Consider the following 15,312-nt stretch of genomic DNA (forward strand, 5'->3'; position numbering starts at 1 on the left):
TCAGCGCTCCAGGAAGACCCGCCCTCCGATTTCCACCCAGCCCTCGGGCTGCGGTGCCGTGAGGATCTGGGACCCGGCTCCCTGGGTGATGTTGAGGGCGCGGCCCAGGCGGTCGGTGAGCAGCAGGGCCGCCGCGCCGGTCGCCTCGTCCTCGTCGATGCCGTCGCCGCGGCCGGGGAAGCCGCGGGCCCGGACCCGTCCGGCCGCCTCGTCCTCCCATGCCCAGGCGTAGATCCACACACCGGGCGGCGGGATGTCGAGGTCGTCCACTTCTGCCGCCGTCCCGTACTGCCGCAGGGTGCGCGGCGGGGCCCACTGAGCCCGTGCCTCGATCCAGCTGAACTCGCCGTCCAGCCGTGCCCCGACGACGCCGGCGGGGGTGATCAGTTCGGGCACGTCGAGGAGCCAGGCAGTGCCGACGCAGGGGTGACCGGCGAAGGGCAGGCGCAGGGTCGGGGTGTAGATGTCGATGACTCCGCGCTCGGGGTCGTCGACGAACACCGTCTCGCTGAAGCCGAGCTTGCCGGCGAAGGCCTGCCGGTCGGCCCGGTCGGGCATGACGGAGCCCTCGCGGACGACGCCGAGTTCGTTGCCGTATCCGCCGTCGGGTCCGCAGAAGACGCGCAGGACGTCGAAGTCAGTCACGGGGAAATTGAAACATCACCCGGTCGGCGAGCCGGTCCCAGGCTGCGGCTCCGCCGGGCAGGGGCAGGAAACGGGTGGGGGGCACGCCGTAGGGCAGTGCGGAGACGGTGTCGCCGTACGCCCTTTCCATGGTGGCCCGTTGGCGCTCCGCGCCCGGGTCGTCGGCGCGCGCCGCCAGCCCCTGCATCCGGTGCTCGTGGGCCTCGGTCACCTCCGCGGCGGCGCGGCGCCAGTCCGCCTCGTCCGGCACCTGGCCCAGCTCCACGCACTCCGGTGTCCGGTCCTCCGCCAGCGCCGCCACCGCACGGTCGTGACCGTCGAGGATCACCCAGCCGTCCAGGAAGGTCACCCACCACAGCAGGACGGGCGCGAGGGTGCCGTCGCGGGCGTGCTTGCGGTACGCCTTCACCCGCGCGGCATCCGGCGCCGAGGGCCGGCGCAGCGGGACGACTCCGTGCCAGCCGCCCCCGCAGTACAGCTCCAGTCGGCCGCCCGGCCAGTCCCGTACGAAGTCCTCGGTCCAGATGCCCGGCGGGAAACCGGTCCGGCGGGCCAGCTCCCAGCGTCCGTCCCGCAACGGGGTCCCTTCCGCTTCCTCCAGCCAACGGGCGTACTGGTGCGGCCAGTTGAGGGAGGACCGCATGGCCGATGCGCGCAGCGGCGGAAGCGGTGACCGGTAGCCGTCGAGGCGGTGCAGATACAGCTCGGGGCAGCAGCCCTCGCCCACCGACCGGCCCAGCAGCAGGGGGCGTTCACCCTGCCGCAGCAGCAGCCGTCCCCGGTCCGCGGTCTCGAAACGCAACGCCGGCGGGCCGGGGCGGTCTCGTACGTTCAGTACCAGCCGCCCCGGCCCCAGCAGTTCTCTGTGCCCCCTGTTCATGGGGACAGTCTTACGCCTCGGTACGCCGCCTGCGCATCGCGAACACCACGGCTGCTCCCGCGGCTGCGGTCATGGCGGCGGCCGTGCCCAGCGCGGCAACCGGAACGTCCGAGCCGGTGTTGGCGAGTCCGCCCGTCACACCGCCCGTCGTCGAGCCGGTGCCGCCGGTGGTCGAACCCGCCGTGCCGGAGGAGCCGCCGGTCGAACCGCCCGTGGCACCGCCGGCCGAGCCCCCCGTCGATCCGTCGCCGCCGGGCAGGTCCGCGTCCTCCGTCAGGGCCACCGCCAGGTCGACCGGGTCGAGTTCGGTGCCGGCGGTGTAGAAGCCGCCGAAGGCCTTCGCGCCGGCCTCGGTGAGGGTGGCCTTGACGTCGTCGACCGTGATGACGTCGTCCCGCGCGGTCAGGCCGGACTCGTTCGCCTTCAGCTCGGCCAGGACCACGTCCTCGGTCTTCTCGCCGAGGCTGGTGACATCGGCGGTGAGTTCGCCGGTGCCCTCGTCGAGGCTCGCGCGGAGGTTGTTCAGGGTGAGGTCGAGGCCGTAGCCGCCGTTGTCGCCCTCGCCCTTGTGGCCCTTGAAGTTGACGGCTCCCTCGAAGCTCGCGGAGAGGGTGCCGGCGTCGGTGTCGTACTCCCCCGTGGCGTCGACGAAGGTGAAGGCCCCGTTGCCGGTGGCCTGCGAGGCGCCGTCCGACGTCGTGATCTCACCCTTCGCCACGGTGCCCACGACGTACGAACGGAAGGACTGCTTGACGCCCCAGTCGAGCGTGCCGTCCGCAATCTCGCCCTGGGCGGGGGCCTCGGAGGCGGACTCGGAGGGGTCGGCGCTCGTGGACGGCGAGGCGGACCCGGTCGCCGTGGCGGTCGGGGTCGGGGACTGCGTGGCCGTCGCGGTCGGCGTCGGGGTCGGGCTCGGGGCCTGCGTGGCGGTGGCCGTGGGGGTCGGCGTGGGCGTCGGCGACTGGGGCGGCGTCTTCTGTACGACCGTGAGCGGGTCCCCCGCCGCACCCTCGTAGCTCGCGCTGCCGAAGACGTCCGCGGCCTCCTTCGTCAGCTTGGTCGCCATGTCGGTCATGGCCCTGGTCACGGTGACGTCGGCGAGCGGCACGTCCTGCGCGGTCGTACCGGACTTGGTGACGTCGGCGGTGATCTCGGCGGCCGCGCTGTCGAACCGCACGTCGGACAGGGCGATGTCGAAGCCGTGCAGCTTGGAGACGATCTGCAGGCCGCCCTTGAAGCCGAGGTCGACGGTGTGGGCCGTGGAGTCGTAGGTGCCGGTGCCGTCCGTGAAGGTGAACGCGCCGTTCCCGGTGGCCTGCGAGGCGCCGTCCTTGGCCGTGAAGCTGCCGGCCGCCATGCCGGTCACGTAGGTGCGGTACGACTGCTTGATGCCCCACGTCAACTCGTAGCCGCTGAGCGGGACTTCGGCCGCCGAGGCGGTGCCGGCGCCGAGGGTGGCGAGTGCGGTGGCGCCCAGCGTGGCCGCGGTGGCGACAGCGGCGGCGAGGGCGACGGGACGGCGTCTGCGGGAGGTGGCGGACATGGTCGGGGTCTCCTTGCGGTGGGTGGGCGTCCGCCGTGGCGGCCGGGGTCGGCGCGGGCACGGCGGTCAGGGCTTGGGGGGAAGTCCTCTTGGGACGTTCAGTCCTCGTCGGACGTGGGGGCGGCCTCGGCGGCCGGCCGGGTACGGCGCCTGCGCACGGTGACGAACGCGAAGGCCGCGCCCGCGAGCAGCAGGAACCCGGCCGCGAGGCCGATGGGCGCCGTGGGGATGCCGCCGCCGTCGGAGGTGCTCGCGACGGGTTCGGCCGACGGGTCGGGCGACGCAGACGACTTGTCCGGCGGAGCGCTCGCCGTGGGCGTGCTGCCCAGGTCGGGCAGGTCGGGCAGTTCGGCCTCGTCGGTGGTGGCGACGGCCAGGGACACCGGGTCCATCTCGGTGCCCGCCTTGTACATCCCGCCGAAGGCCTTGGCGCCCTCGGCGGTGAGCTTCGCGGGGGCCTCGGTGACCTTCGCCAGACCGTCCTTCGCCTTGAGGCCCTTGGCCGTGAAGGTGACCAGGGGGACCTGGTGGCCGGTGAAGCCGGCGCCGGCCACATCGGCGAGGAGCGTGCCCTTGCCGTCCTCGGCGGTCACGCGGACGCCGCTCAGCTTCAGGTCGAGGCCCTGCGCCCCGGTGAAGCGGACCGCGCCCTTGAACGCCGCCCGAAGGTCACCGTCCTTGAACGTCCCTTCGCCGTCGGGGAAGCGGAACAGCGCACCGCCGTCCTCGGCGCCGGACGACAGGGTCCACTCCCCCTTGGCGATGTCCCCGGTGACGTACTCCCGGAAGGTGCGGCGCACACCCCAGTCGACGGCGCCGTCCACGAGCTCGCCGCTCGAAGTCTCCTTCTTCGAGGCGGACTTGGTGGCGCTCGGCGTGGGCGAGGCCGTCGGGTTCTTGGCCGCCGCCGCCCGCACGTCCGCCGACAGGCTCACCGGGTCGAGCGCGGTCCCGGCGGTGTAGTACCCGGCGAAGGACTTGGCGCCCTGCGCGGTGAGTGTGGCGGGCAGGTTGTTGAGGGCGACCGTGTTGCCGCCGCCCCTCATGTCGATCCCGCCGAGGGAGAGGGAGGCGAAGGGCACCTGCGAGGACGTCGTGACCGCCCCGGTGCCCTTCGCCTTGCTGCTGACGTCCACGAAGAGAGTGCCGCTGGAACCGGAGATACGGACGGTGGGCCGGCTGATGCTGAGGTCGAGCTGGTAGGCACCGCCGTTGGTCTTGTGGCCGAGGAAGCGGACGCCGCCGGAGAAGGACGCGGTGAAGGCGCCGGTGTCGCCGTCGTACGTCCCCGTGGCCGAGTGGAAGCGGAAGCCGCCGCTGCCCACCGTGGCCGCGCCGCCGGTCAGGGAGTAACTCCCCTTCGCGACGGGCCCGGTGACATAGCTCTGGAACGACGCTTTGACGCCCCAGTCGAGCCGCCCGCCCTGCACGCTGCGGCCCGCGGCGGACGCGGCGGTCACCGGGAGCAGGGCTCCGAGGACGACCGCGCAGAACGCGATGACCAGGACACGTGGGCGGACAGGCATGGGAGGTCCTCCGGAGACGACGGACACGACGACCGGTAGCGAGCAAAGGTAAGGCTAACCTAAGCTTTGCCCGGCTGAAACGGCCGTGACCGAGCTGGAACGGCATACCGAACGGCATACCGAGAGGAACGGACGGACCGTGCGACCCTTGCGCACACGACTGACGGGCGCACTGCTGGCGGTGCTCGCCCTCACCACGGCGACGGCCTGCGGTGGCTCACCGGCGGCGGAGCCGGCGAAGAAGCCGGCCGCCACCACGACGGCCGCCAACCGGGTCGAGCCCCTGCGGAACACCCCTGCCCCGAGCCTCCCCACCACGGTCTTCGCGGCCGACGGCAAGAAGGTGACGGTCGAGAAGGCCGGGCGCCTCGTCCCCCTCTCCGGCAGCCTCAGCGAGATCGTCTTCACGCTCGGACTCGGTGACCGCGTCGTCGCCCGGGACATCTCCGCCACGTTCGAACAGGCGGCGAAACTGCCCGTGGTCACGCGGGGCCATGACGTCTCGGCGGAGAGCGTGCTGTCGCTCAAGCCCGACCTGGTGCTCGCCGAGACCACGACCGGCCCCGAGGAGGCCATGGACCAGATCCGTGCCGCGGGCATCCCCGTCCTCGTGGTCGCCCCGGCCCAGGGCCTGGACGCCGTCGGCCCGCGTATCCGGGCCGTCGCCGACGCGCTCGGCGTACCGTCGGCGGGCAAGCAGCTGGCCGAGCGGTCGCAGGACCGAATCGCCGCCGTGCGCAAGGAAGTTCCCTCACAGAGCGAGAAGCCGCGGGTCGCCTTCCTCTATCTGCGCGGCTCCGCCTCCGTCTACCTCATCGGCGGCAAGGGCTCCGGTGCCGGGTCCCTCATCGAGGCGGCCGGCGCGCTCGACGCGGGGGCCGAGTCGGGACTGACGAAGGACTTCACCGCCATCACCAGCGAGGCCCTCGTGAAGGCGGCGCCGGACGCGATTCTCGTGATGTCCAAGGGACTTGAGTCCGTCGGCGGCATCGACGGGCTGGTGAAGATCCCGGGCGTCGCCGAGACCCCGGCGGGAATGAACCGGCTGGTCGTCTCCATCGAGGACGGCGCTCTGCTGAGCTACGGGCCGCGCACCGACCAGGTGCTGAGGTCGGTGGTGGAACAGCTCTACGAGAAGAGAGACGCGGCATGACCGTACTGGAGAAGGCCGCACCCGGGGCCGCGCCCGCCCTGCCGGCCCGCAGCCGGCACACCACCGCGTGGCTGCTGACGGTCGGCATGAGCGTCGCCCTCCTCGTCCTCGTCCCGGTCGCCGCCGGGATCGGCGCCTACCCGATCCCGGTCGGGGACGTCCTCGGCTCCCTGCAGCACAAAGCCGGGCTCGGCGGTGGCGAGTTGGACCGGGTCGCCGAGGCCGTGCTGTGGAACGTGCGCTTCCCCCGGATCGTGCTCGCGCTGCTCATCGGGGCCTCGCTGGGCTGCGCCGGAGCGCTGATGCAGGGCGTGTTCGGCAACCCGCTGGCCGAGCCGAGCACCATCGGTGTCTCCCTGGGCGCGGCGGTGGGAGCGGTGGCCTCCATCTCGCTGGGGCTGACTTTCCTCGGCAACTGGACCCTGCCCGCGATGGCCTTCGTCGCCGGGCTCGGCACCGTGCTGCTGGTGTACTCGATGTCCCGCTCGGCCGGCCGTACGGAGGTCGTGACGCTGATCCTCATGGGCATCGCGGTCAACGCCTTCGCCGGGGCGCTCATCGGCCTGTTCATCTTCCTCGCGGACACCGCCGCGGTGAACCAGATCACGTTCTGGCAGCTCGGCTCCCTCGCCCAGTCCACCTGGCCCAAGGTGACGGCGGTGCTGCCCTGCGCGGTCGTCGGGCTGGTGGCGGCACCGCTGTACGCACGCCGCCTGGACCTGCTCGCGCTCGGCGACCGGCCCGCCCGGCATCTGGGGGTGGACGTGGAGCGGATGCGCGTTGCCTTGATCCTGGTCGTCGCGCTGCTCACGGCTGCCGCGGTGAGTGTCTCCGGGGTCATCGGGTTCATCGGTCTGGTCGTGCCGCACCTGTTGCGCATGGCCGCGGGGCCGGGGCACCGGTTCCTCATTCCGGGGAGTGCGCTGGGTGGGGCGGTGGTGCTGCTCGCGGCAGATCTCGCTGCGCGGACCGTCGCGGCGCCGGCGGAGTTGCCGTTGGGGGTGCTTACGGCTCTGCTGGGCAGCCCCTTCTTCTTCTGGCTGCTGCGTCGGACTCGGCGGCGACAAGGGGGGTGGGCGTAGGGGTCGTATGTCGACTGCGGGTGTGTGGGGGCTGGTCGCGCCCACGCGGCGGAGCCGCACCTTGACACAGCCCCGCGCCCCTGAGCGGCGTCGTCCCACCCGCGACAGCAACTCGCCCTCCGTCAAAGGACCCCTTCCATGAGACTCCTCCGCCACCGTCCAACCCCTCCGGCCCCCGCCCGACCCGGCGACACCCTCGCGGAAGCCGAGAACCTTCACGTGCGGCTCGGTGCGCGCACCGTCCTGCACGGGGTCTCCGTAACCGTGCGGGCCGGCGAGGTCCTCGCCCTCGTCGGGCCCAACGGCGCCGGAAAGTCCACCCTGTTGAGCGCGCTGGCCGCCGATCTCCCGGCCGCCGAGGGCGTCGTACGGATCCACGGCCGCCCGGCGGGCGACTGGTCGGCGCCCGAACTCGCCCTGCGCCGCGCCGTGCTCCCCCAGTCGGCGACCCTCTCCTTCCCCTTCACGGTCGAGGAGGTCGTCCGGATGGGCCGTGCGCCGTGGGCCTCCCTGGGCCTTGCGGACGACGACGCGGCCGTCGCCGAGGCCATGGCCGCCACCGAGGTGACGGAGTTCGCCGTACGGCCCTTCTCCGCGCTCAGCGGTGGCGAGCGGGCCCGTGTCGCGCTCGCTCGGGTACTGGCGCAAGGTGCCCCGTTGCTGCTGCTCGACGAGCCGACTGCGGCGCTGGACCTCAAGCATCAGGAGCTGGTGCTGCGGTTGTGCCGGGAGCGGGCGCGGGCCGGGGACGCGGTGGTGGTCGTGCTGCACGATCTGGGGCTCGCGGCGGCCTACGCGCACCGGGTGGCGATCCTGCGCGCCGGGCGGGTAGCGGCGGACGGGCCGCCCGCCGAGGTGTTCTCCGAGCGGCTGCTGTCGGAGGTCTACGACCAGCCGGTGGATGTGCTTGCGCATCCGCGGACGGGAGAGGTCCTGGTGACCCCACGACGCTGAAGCCGAGCAACCTTTGACGTTCCTTTGACTTCCCTATGGGAGCCTTTTTGGCCAATTCAGCGATCCTTAGGTGCGTTAGGTGAGCCTCACCTTCCTGTTTGGTGTGAGGCCCGTCATGCACTCTTTTCGGCCACCCTCTGGAGCCCTCATGCGACCCGCCAGACTCTCCGTCGTCACCGCCGCCGCCACCGTGGCGGCCCTGACCGCCGTCACGGGCTGCACCGAGAAAGGCAGTTCGGCGGGCGACGACCGGGTCGTCAACGTGACGGCGACGGACGACAAGTGCGAGGTGTCGAAGAAGGAGTTCCCGGCCGGGCACGTCGAACTCGCCATCGAGAACAAGGGTTCCAAGGTCACCGAGGTCTACATCCTCTTCCCCGACGACCGCATCGTCACCGAGCGCGAGAACATAGGCCCCGGCACCAAGCAGACCGTGACCGCCGAGGTGAAGGCGGGCGACTACACCATCGCCTGCAAGCCCGGCATGAAGGGCGACGGCATCCGGCAGACCGTCAAGGCCACCGGCAAGGGCGCGGCCGCCAAGCGCGACCCCCGGCTGGACAAGGCCGTCGCCGCCTACCGCGAGTACGCGCAGGGGCAGGCCGACGAGACGCTGCCGAAGGCGGAGGCGTTCGCCAAGGCGGTCAAGGACGGCGACATCGAGGCCGCGAAGAAGGCCTACGCCCCCTCCCGCATCGGCTGGGAGCGCACGGAGCCGGTCGCGGAGTCCTTCGGTGACATCGACCCGAAGGTCGACGTCCGCGAGGACGGCCTGGAGGACGGCCAGAAGTGGACGGGCTGGCACCGCCTGGAGAAGTCCCTCTGGCAGGACAAGAAGCTCACCGCCGAGGACACGGCCCTCGCCGACCAGCTGATCACCGACCTCAAGGACTGGCAGAAGCGGGTCGGCAAGGCCGAGATCACCCCAACCTCCATGGCCAACGGCGCCAAGGAACTCCTCGACGAGGTCGCGACCGGCAAGGTCACCGGCGAAGAGGAGCGCTACTCGCACACCGACCTGGTCGACTTCAAGGCCAACGTCGAAGGCGCCGAGAAGGCGTACGAGCTGCTGAAGCCGGTCGCGCAGGAGAACGACCCGGCGCTGGTCACCGAGCTCGACAAGCAGTTCACGGCGCTGGACACGCTGCTCGACAAGTACCGGGCGGACAAGTCGTCGTACGACTTCACCTCGTACGACAAGGTCGGCAAGGACGCCCGCAAGGAGCTGTCGGACGGCGTCAACGCGCTCGCCGAGCCGCTGTCCAAGCTCGCCGCCGCCGTCGTCGTGAAGTAGGGACCCTGTCATGTCGGATTCCATCGAAGGCACTACCTCCCGGCGTGCGCTGATCGGCTGGGGCGGTGCCGGGCTCGCGCTCGGTGCCGTCGCGGCCGGCGGTGCCGTGGGCATGACGCGCACCGGCAGCGACGTGGAGCCGGTCGGCGCGGCGGCGGGCGGTGCCATCGCCTTCCACGGTGACCACCAGGCCGGTATCGCCACGCCGGTGCAGGACCGGCTGCACTTCGCCGCGTTCGACGTGAAGACCGACGACCGGGCCGAGTTCGTGCAGATGCTGAAGGACTGGACGGCAGCCGCGCGCCGGATGAGTGCCGGGCTGCCGGTCGGCGAGGGCGGGTTCGGCGGTCTCGCCGAGGCGCCGCCGGACGACACCGGTGAGGCGCTGGGGCTGAGGCCGTCGCGGCTGACGCTGACGATCGGCTTCGGTCCGTCGCTCTTCGAGAAATACGGCGAGAGCTTCGGCATCGCGCACGCCCACCCCGAAGCGCTCGTCGAGCTGCCGAAGTTCGCCGGCGACAACCTGGACCGGAACCGCAGCGGCGGCGACCTGTGCATCCAGGCCTGCGCCGACGACCCGCAGGTCGCCGTGCACGCCATCCGCAACCTGGCCCGCATCGGCTTCGGCAAGGTCGTCATCCGCTGGTCCCAGCTGGGCTTCGGGAAGACCTCGTCCACGACCCCCGAGGAGCAGACCCCGCGCAACCTCATGGGCTTCAAGGACGGCACCCGCAACATCGCGGGGACGGAGACGGACCGACTGAAGAAGTTCGTGTGGGTGGACCCCTCCGAGGGCCCCGCGTGGCTCAGTGGCGGCTCCTACCTCGTCGCGCGCCGCATCCGTATGCACATCGAGACCTGGGACCGCACGTCACTCCAGGAGCAGGAGGACATCATCGGCCGGGACAAGGGCGAGGGCGCCCCGGTCGGCAAGGCGAAGGAGCGCGACGAGCCGTTCCTGAAGGCGATGCTGCCCGACGCGCACGTCCGGCTCGCGCACCCCGACTCCAACGACGGGGCGACGATCCTGCGCCGCGGCTACTCCTTCACCGACGGCACCGACGGCCTCGGCCGCCTGGACGCGGGCCTGTTCTTCCTCGCCTACCAGCGCGACCCGCGCACCGGGTTCATCCGGATCCAGCGCAACCTGGCCCCCGACTCGCTCAACGAGTACATCCAGCACGTGGGTTCGGCGCTCTTCGCGGTCCCGCCCGGCGTCCGCGACAAGGACGACTGGTGGGGCAGCACGCTGTTCTCCAAGGAGGCGTAGCCCGTGTTCTCCAACTACCTGATCGGCCTGCGCGAGGGGCTGGAAGCGAGCCTCGTCGTCTGCATCCTCATCGCGTACCTGGTCAAGACCGACCGCCGGGACGCGCTGAAGCCCATCTGGATCGGCATCGGTGTCGCCCTCGCCCTCGCGCTCGGCTTCGGCTGCGCGCTCGAATTCGGCTCGCAGGAGCTGACGTTCGAGGCACAGGAGGCGCTCGGCGGCTCCCTGTCGATCATCGCGGTGTGCCTGGTGACGTGGATGGTCTTCTGGATGCGGCGCACCGCCCGGCATCTCAAGGCCGAGCTGCACGGCAAACTGGACGCCGCCCTGCAGATGGGCACGGGCGCGCTGGTCGCGACGGCGTTCCTGGCCGTCGGCCGGGAGGGCCTGGAGACGGCCCTGTTCGTGTGGGCGTCGGTGCGCGCGGCAGGCGACGGCACGCCGCGCCCGCTGGTCGGCGCCGCCCTCGGCATCGTCACGGCGGTCTTCCTGGGCTGGCTGTTCTACCGCGGCGCCGTGCGCATCAACCTCGCCAAGTTCTTCACGTGGACGGGCGGCATGCTGGTCGTCGTGGCGGCGGGCGTCCTCGCGTACGGTGTGCACGACCTCCAGGAGGCACGCTGGGTGCCCGGCCTGAGCGACAAGGCGTTCGACATCAGCGACACCGTCGATCCGTCCAGCTGGTACGGCACCCTGCTGAAGGGCGTCTTCAACTTCCAGCCGGACCCGACCGTCCTCCAGGTCACGGTGTGGCTGCTGTACCTGATCCCGACACTCGCGCTGTTCCTCGCCCCGGTAGGGTTCGCCTCCGGGAAGGGGAAGGTGAAGGCACCTGATGAGCAGGGATCGCGGCCCTCGAAGGCTCCGCAGGCTTGACCGGAGCGCACTGATAGCGGCATCGCTGACCGCTTTGTCGTTGACGGCAAGCGGATGCGTGGTGGTCCACGGGGAGAAGGAAGTGCTCCCCTCGGCCACCAAGGCGGAGGCCGCCAAGGCCCTCCAGCAGTTCACAGCCGCGTACAACAAGGCCGACAAGGCCTATGACAGCTCCCTGGACGCCGACCACGTCACCGGTGCCTTCGGCGCCATCGACGAGGCGCGGCTGAAGGCGGGCAAGGCGGTCAGTCCCGACGGCAACGCGGCCCACGCGCCGCTGGAGCTGTCGGACACCAAATTCACGATCCCGAAGAAGGCCGGCTGGCCGCGCTGGTTCGTGGCCGACGCTGCCGCCAACAAGGGCGGCAGCGCCCGCTGGGTGTTCGTGTTCAGCCGCGACAGCCTGGCCGATCCGTGGGAGGCGGCCTATCTGACGCTGCTGGCCCCCGGTGACGTACCGGAGTTCAAGACGGACAAGGACGGCTGGGCCGAGGCCGTCCCCGCGAACTCGACCGAACTGGCCGTGGCGCCCGCGGACTTGAGCAAGGACTACGTGACGTACCTCAAGGACGGCGGGGACACCTTCGCCGAGGGCCGCCACACCAGCGCCTGGCGTACCGAGAGGTCACAGAAGGCCGAGCGTCCGGGCCTGGTCAGGCAGTACATCGACGAGCCGTTGACGAGCGGCGACTACCAGCCGCTGGCGCTGCGCACGAAGGACGGCGGGGCGCTGGTGTTCTTCACCACGCGCCACTACGAGAAGGAGACCGCCCACACGGGGGCGGCCGTCCCCACGCCGAGCAAGGGCGTGCTGGCGCTGACGAACGGCGAGATCAAGCAGTCGCTGACGATGGAGTTCGTCTCCACCGACGTGGCGCTGGACCCGAAGGGCTCCGGAAAGGTGAAGGTCATCGGCCGGATCCAGGGGATGACCTCGGCGAAGGGCGAGTAGCGCGGCGCCGGGACTCAGTGGCGGCGCAGGGGCCAGGCCGCGGAGGCGTGGTCGGGCTCCTCGCCGACGTAGCGGGCGCAGGCGTCGGTGAGGATCTCCAGGAGGCTGAGCGGGTCGGGCAGCGGGTGCTCGAGGCCGCGCACCCAGTGCACGCTCTGGTCACCGGGCAACTGCGCGGGCGGTACGAGGACGTACGAGCCGCGGCAGTGCCAGCGCAGTCCGGGGTGCTCGTCCATGGTCTCGGGGTGGCAGTCCAGCTCGCAGGGCCACCACTCGTCCTCGTCCTCGGGGGTGCCGCGGGTGAGGGTGAAGAACAGCAGGCGGCCGTCGTCGCTCTCGGCGACGGGACCGACCTCGATGCCGGCGCCGAGGAGCCGCTCCAGGGCCTCCAGCCCGGCTTCGACCGGGACGTCCATGACGTCGTGCACCATGCCGGTGGCGGTGATGAAGTTGGCCTGCGGCTGGTGGCGGGCCCAGCGCTCGATCTGGGCGCGGTCGGTGGTGGACTGCGTCTGCCAGGCGAAGGACACCGGGTGCCGGGCGGGCGTGGGACAGCCGACGCGATCACAGGAACATCGGTAGCCGGCCGGGTGCGCGGCGGGCGCGAGCGGCAGTCCCGCCGCCGCGGCGGCGAGCAGCAGGGCCTCCCGGCCACCGTCGCCGGCGGCCTCCTTGGGGCGGCGTCCGCGCAGCCACTGGGAGAGTTTGCCCTGCAGGCCGGTCCGGCCCAACTCCGCGCTCATCTATCCCCTCGCCTCGCTGTCGTGCGAAACAGCATGCCCTATGGTCCCACCATCGTGCGCTTCGGGGGGCCGTAGCGGACAACCGGGCCAGGTGGGGCGAGGCGTACACAGCACCTGGATCATCAGCAATGCGCTGCATCGGCGGCAATTACGCCCTTACCGCGTGCGCGGGGCGATGCCGTGGAGGGCGTAGTCGACCAGGGTGTCCGTGTACTCGTACGTGATCGGGCCCGTGTACTGGAGCCAGCGCTGGGCGAGCGGGGAGACCCAGAGCTCGAGGGCGATGCGGGGGTCGACGTCCGGTCGGACCTGGCCGGCCTCCTGGGCGGCGCGCACCCGGTCGACGTACAGCTGGAGCGAGGGTGCGAGGAGCTTGGCCACGAAGACCCGGCCCAGTTCCTCGTTGACCACGCCCTCGGCGGCCAGGGCGCGGGACGGGATCTCGAAGCTGGGGTCCTTGAGCTGGTCGACGGTGAGGCGCAGTACGGCCTTGAGGTCGGCGGCGAGGTCGCCGGTGTCCGGGATGGCGAACTCGTACTCCGGGCCCGCGTCGCGGGACGCCTGTTCACTCAGGTCGAGAAAGGCCTCCAGCAGGACGTCCGCCTTCGATGACCACCAGCGGTAGATCGTCTGCTTGCCGACGCCGGCGCGGGCGGCGATGCCCTCGATGGTGGTCCTGGGGTAGCCGACCTCCCCGACGAGGGCGAGGGCTGCGTCGTAGATGGCCCGTCGGGACTTCTCGCTCCGGCGGGTGCTGTTGGGTACGGGCTGAGCGGACTTCTGGGCTGCCATGGCTCAAATTTATCAGGTTGACAAGACGGAGCGTCTCGCCGGACCCTGGGATGACAGTCAATCGAGACGATGCGTCTCGCAACTTGCTGGTCAGTGATCAGGCGATGAGAGGAGCACCACCATGGCCCGAGGCGGCGGAAACATGCTGGGAGTCGGCGGCACACGTCGGAACCTCGACCGCAATGCGCTGCGCGGCGGCGCCCGCGGGGGTCGGATCGGCGCGGTGGACGCCGATGCGCAGAAACGGGAGTTGCTGCGCAAGTTCCAGGAGAGGAACGCCGAGCACGAGGACGGGACGGAGGTGTCCCAGGAGTCCCAGGGGTCCGAGAAGTCCCAGGAGTCCCAGGGGCCAGAGAGGTCCCAGGAGCCCCAGGAGTCTGAAGAGGACGGCCGGACGTCCTAGTCGACCGCCGGCGGCCACTCGTCGCCCCAGTCCGCGTCGCGGGCGGCCTTGTAGAGGTCGCCGTGGCGTTTGGTGACGGTGGTGCGGCGCAGAGCGGGGTCGGTCTCGCACAGGTCGAGGAGGACCTGGCCCTTGCGGATCTGCGGCTTGCGGACGATACGAGCCGGGGCCGGGGCGACCGGGAGGCGGGTGGCGGCGACGTAGCTGAACTTCTCGTCCTCGTAGGCGAGGGAGCCGCCCTTGATCTGGCGGTGCAGGGAGGAGCGGCTGACCCTTGCCGAGAAGTGGCACCAGTCCGTGCCGGGGACGATCGGACAGGCGGCGCTGTGCGGGCAGGGGGCGGCGATGCGGAACCCGGCGCCGATCAGGCGGTCGCGGGCCTCGATGACACGGGTGTAGCCGTCGGGGGTGCCGGGTTCGACGATCACGACGGCCTGGGCGGCGGACGCCACGGTGTCGACGAGGGTGGTGCGGTCGGGGGCGGTGAGCTCGTTGAGGACGTAGGAGACGGTGACGAGGTCGGTGGGGTCGAGGGCCAGGGCCGAGCCGATGCGCGCGCGCTGCCAACGGGCTTGTTTCAAGGCCGGGTTGGCGGCGGCGATCTCCCTGCCGGTCTGCAGGGCGGGCTCGGCCCAGTCCAGCACGGTGACGCTGCGCTCGCCCGGCCAGGTCGCGGTGACGGCCCAGGTCGCGGCGCCGGTTCCGCCGCCGACGTCGGTGTGGCTGCCGGGGGTCCAGTCCGGTACGGCCTGTGCGAACGCCTCCAGCGCCGAGTGGACCGCCTCGAAGGTCGCGGGCATCCGGTACGCGGCGTAGGCCGCCACGTCGGCGCGGTCGCGGAGGATGGGGGCGTCGGTGGGGGTGGCGCCCCGGTAGCTGGCGATCAGCCGCTCCACTGCCTGCGCGGCCTGGCGGGGCGGGAGGCCGTCGAGGAGGGTGGCGAGGCTGCTGCGCAGGGCGTCCGCCGGGGATGCTGGGTCGTTCACCCGGCGATTCTATGGGGGCGGGCGGTGTGGGCGCGGGCCCCGTGTTCTTCGCCCCCGCCGCCCCTGCCCTTCCCGTGCATGAAGGGGCTCCGCCCCTTCGACCCCGCCAGGGGGCTCCGCCCCCTGGACCCCCGCTCCTCAAACGCCGGAGGGGCTGGTTCTTCAGCCCGTCCGGCGTTTGAGGACGAGGCCGTTCAGGCCGAAGGGGGGTCT

General features: G+C 71.6%; 15 protein-coding genes. 8 read left to right on the top strand and 7 right to left on the bottom strand.

Annotated features, from left to right (window positions below):
• From ACFY5C_RS34420 to ACFY5C_RS34435, 4 genes are all read right to left on the bottom strand, one after another.
• Window positions 1–645, bottom strand: coding sequence for a PhzF family phenazine biosynthesis protein (locus ACFY5C_RS34420; RefSeq protein ID WP_389452002.1), 645 nt, complete (start codon window positions 643–645; stop codon window positions 1–3).
• Window positions 638–1,525 carry a hypothetical protein gene (locus tag ACFY5C_RS34425; RefSeq protein WP_389452005.1) on the bottom strand — a complete coding sequence of 296 codons (888 nt, stop codon included), beginning with the start codon at window positions 1,523–1,525 and terminating at the stop codon, window positions 638–640. Before ACFY5C_RS34425 ends, ACFY5C_RS34420 begins: the two co-directional genes overlap by 8 nt.
• Before the next feature lie 10 nt (window positions 1,526–1,535).
• The gene (locus ACFY5C_RS34430; protein ID WP_389452008.1) at window positions 1,536–3,068 is read right to left on the bottom strand and encodes an HtaA domain-containing protein; all 1,533 of its coding nucleotides are present in this window, start codon (window positions 3,066–3,068) and stop codon (window positions 1,536–1,538) included.
• A 98-nt stretch (window positions 3,069–3,166) separates the two neighbouring features.
• The gene (locus ACFY5C_RS34435; protein WP_389452011.1) at window positions 3,167–4,594 is read right to left on the bottom strand and encodes an HtaA domain-containing protein; all 1,428 of its coding nucleotides are present in this window, start codon (window positions 4,592–4,594) and stop codon (window positions 3,167–3,169) included.
• Between the two features lie 148 nt (window positions 4,595–4,742).
• On the opposite strand from ACFY5C_RS34435, the gene ACFY5C_RS34440 reads away from it, so the two are divergent.
• The 7 genes from ACFY5C_RS34440 to ACFY5C_RS34470 all read left to right on the top strand — a co-directional run bounded on the left by ACFY5C_RS34440 (window position 4,743) and on the right by ACFY5C_RS34470 (window position 12,175).
• Window positions 4,743–5,747: a hemin ABC transporter substrate-binding protein gene (locus ACFY5C_RS34440; protein WP_389452014.1), complete on the top strand. Its 1,005-nt coding sequence runs from the start codon at window positions 4,743–4,745 to the stop codon at window positions 5,745–5,747.
• Window positions 5,744–6,829: a FecCD family ABC transporter permease gene (locus ACFY5C_RS34445; RefSeq protein ID WP_389452017.1), complete on the top strand. Its 1,086-nt coding sequence runs from the start codon at window positions 5,744–5,746 to the stop codon at window positions 6,827–6,829. The genes ACFY5C_RS34440 and ACFY5C_RS34445 overlap by 4 nt, the downstream gene beginning before the upstream one ends.
• Window positions 6,830–6,967: 138 nt before the next feature.
• Window positions 6,968–7,783 (top strand): heme ABC transporter ATP-binding protein, encoded by an 816-nt coding sequence (locus ACFY5C_RS34450; RefSeq protein WP_389452019.1) that lies wholly within the window; start codon window positions 6,968–6,970, stop codon window positions 7,781–7,783.
• A 148-nt stretch (window positions 7,784–7,931) separates the two neighbouring features.
• A complete protein-coding gene (efeO, locus tag ACFY5C_RS34455; protein WP_389452022.1) occupies window positions 7,932–9,077 on the top strand; it encodes an iron uptake system protein EfeO in 1,146 nt (381 codons plus the stop codon).
• A 10-nt stretch (window positions 9,078–9,087) separates the two neighbouring features.
• The gene (gene efeB, locus ACFY5C_RS34460) at window positions 9,088–10,347 is read left to right on the top strand and encodes an iron uptake transporter deferrochelatase/peroxidase subunit (protein WP_389452025.1); all 1,260 of its coding nucleotides are present in this window, start codon (window positions 9,088–9,090) and stop codon (window positions 10,345–10,347) included.
• A gap of 3 nt (window positions 10,348–10,350) precedes the next feature.
• The gene (gene efeU / locus ACFY5C_RS34465) at window positions 10,351–11,223 is read left to right on the top strand and encodes an iron uptake transporter permease EfeU (RefSeq protein WP_389452028.1); all 873 of its coding nucleotides are present in this window, start codon (window positions 10,351–10,353) and stop codon (window positions 11,221–11,223) included.
• Window positions 11,183–12,175 (top strand): hypothetical protein, encoded by a 993-nt coding sequence (locus tag ACFY5C_RS34470; RefSeq protein WP_389452031.1) that lies wholly within the window; start codon window positions 11,183–11,185, stop codon window positions 12,173–12,175. Before efeU ends, ACFY5C_RS34470 begins: the two co-directional genes overlap by 41 nt.
• Window positions 12,176–12,189: 14 nt before the next feature.
• Here the strand turns inward: ACFY5C_RS34470 and ACFY5C_RS34475 are convergent, their stop codons facing one another.
• Window positions 12,190–12,918, bottom strand: coding sequence for a bifunctional DNA primase/polymerase (locus ACFY5C_RS34475; RefSeq protein ID WP_389452034.1), 729 nt, complete (start codon window positions 12,916–12,918; stop codon window positions 12,190–12,192).
• A 156-nt stretch (window positions 12,919–13,074) separates the two neighbouring features.
• Window positions 13,075–13,710: a TetR/AcrR family transcriptional regulator gene (locus ACFY5C_RS34480; protein ID WP_389452037.1), complete on the bottom strand. Its 636-nt coding sequence runs from the start codon at window positions 13,708–13,710 to the stop codon at window positions 13,075–13,077.
• A gap of 121 nt (window positions 13,711–13,831) precedes the next feature.
• Between ACFY5C_RS34480 and ACFY5C_RS34485 the strand changes: the two genes are divergently transcribed.
• Complete coding sequence (locus ACFY5C_RS34485; protein WP_389452040.1) at window positions 13,832–14,113, top strand: DUF6243 family protein; 282 nt, start codon at window positions 13,832–13,834, stop codon at window positions 14,111–14,113.
• Here the strand turns inward: ACFY5C_RS34485 and ACFY5C_RS34490 are convergent.
• Window positions 14,110–15,099, bottom strand: coding sequence for a small ribosomal subunit Rsm22 family protein (locus ACFY5C_RS34490; RefSeq protein ID WP_389452042.1), 990 nt, complete (start codon window positions 15,097–15,099; stop codon window positions 14,110–14,112). The genes ACFY5C_RS34485 and ACFY5C_RS34490 overlap by 4 nt on opposite strands.
• Between the last annotated feature and the right edge of the window lie 213 nt (window positions 15,100–15,312).

Source organism: Streptomyces sp. NPDC012935 (assembly GCF_042900345.1).
Classification (GTDB): domain Bacteria; phylum Actinomycetota; class Actinomycetes; order Streptomycetales; family Streptomycetaceae; genus Streptomyces.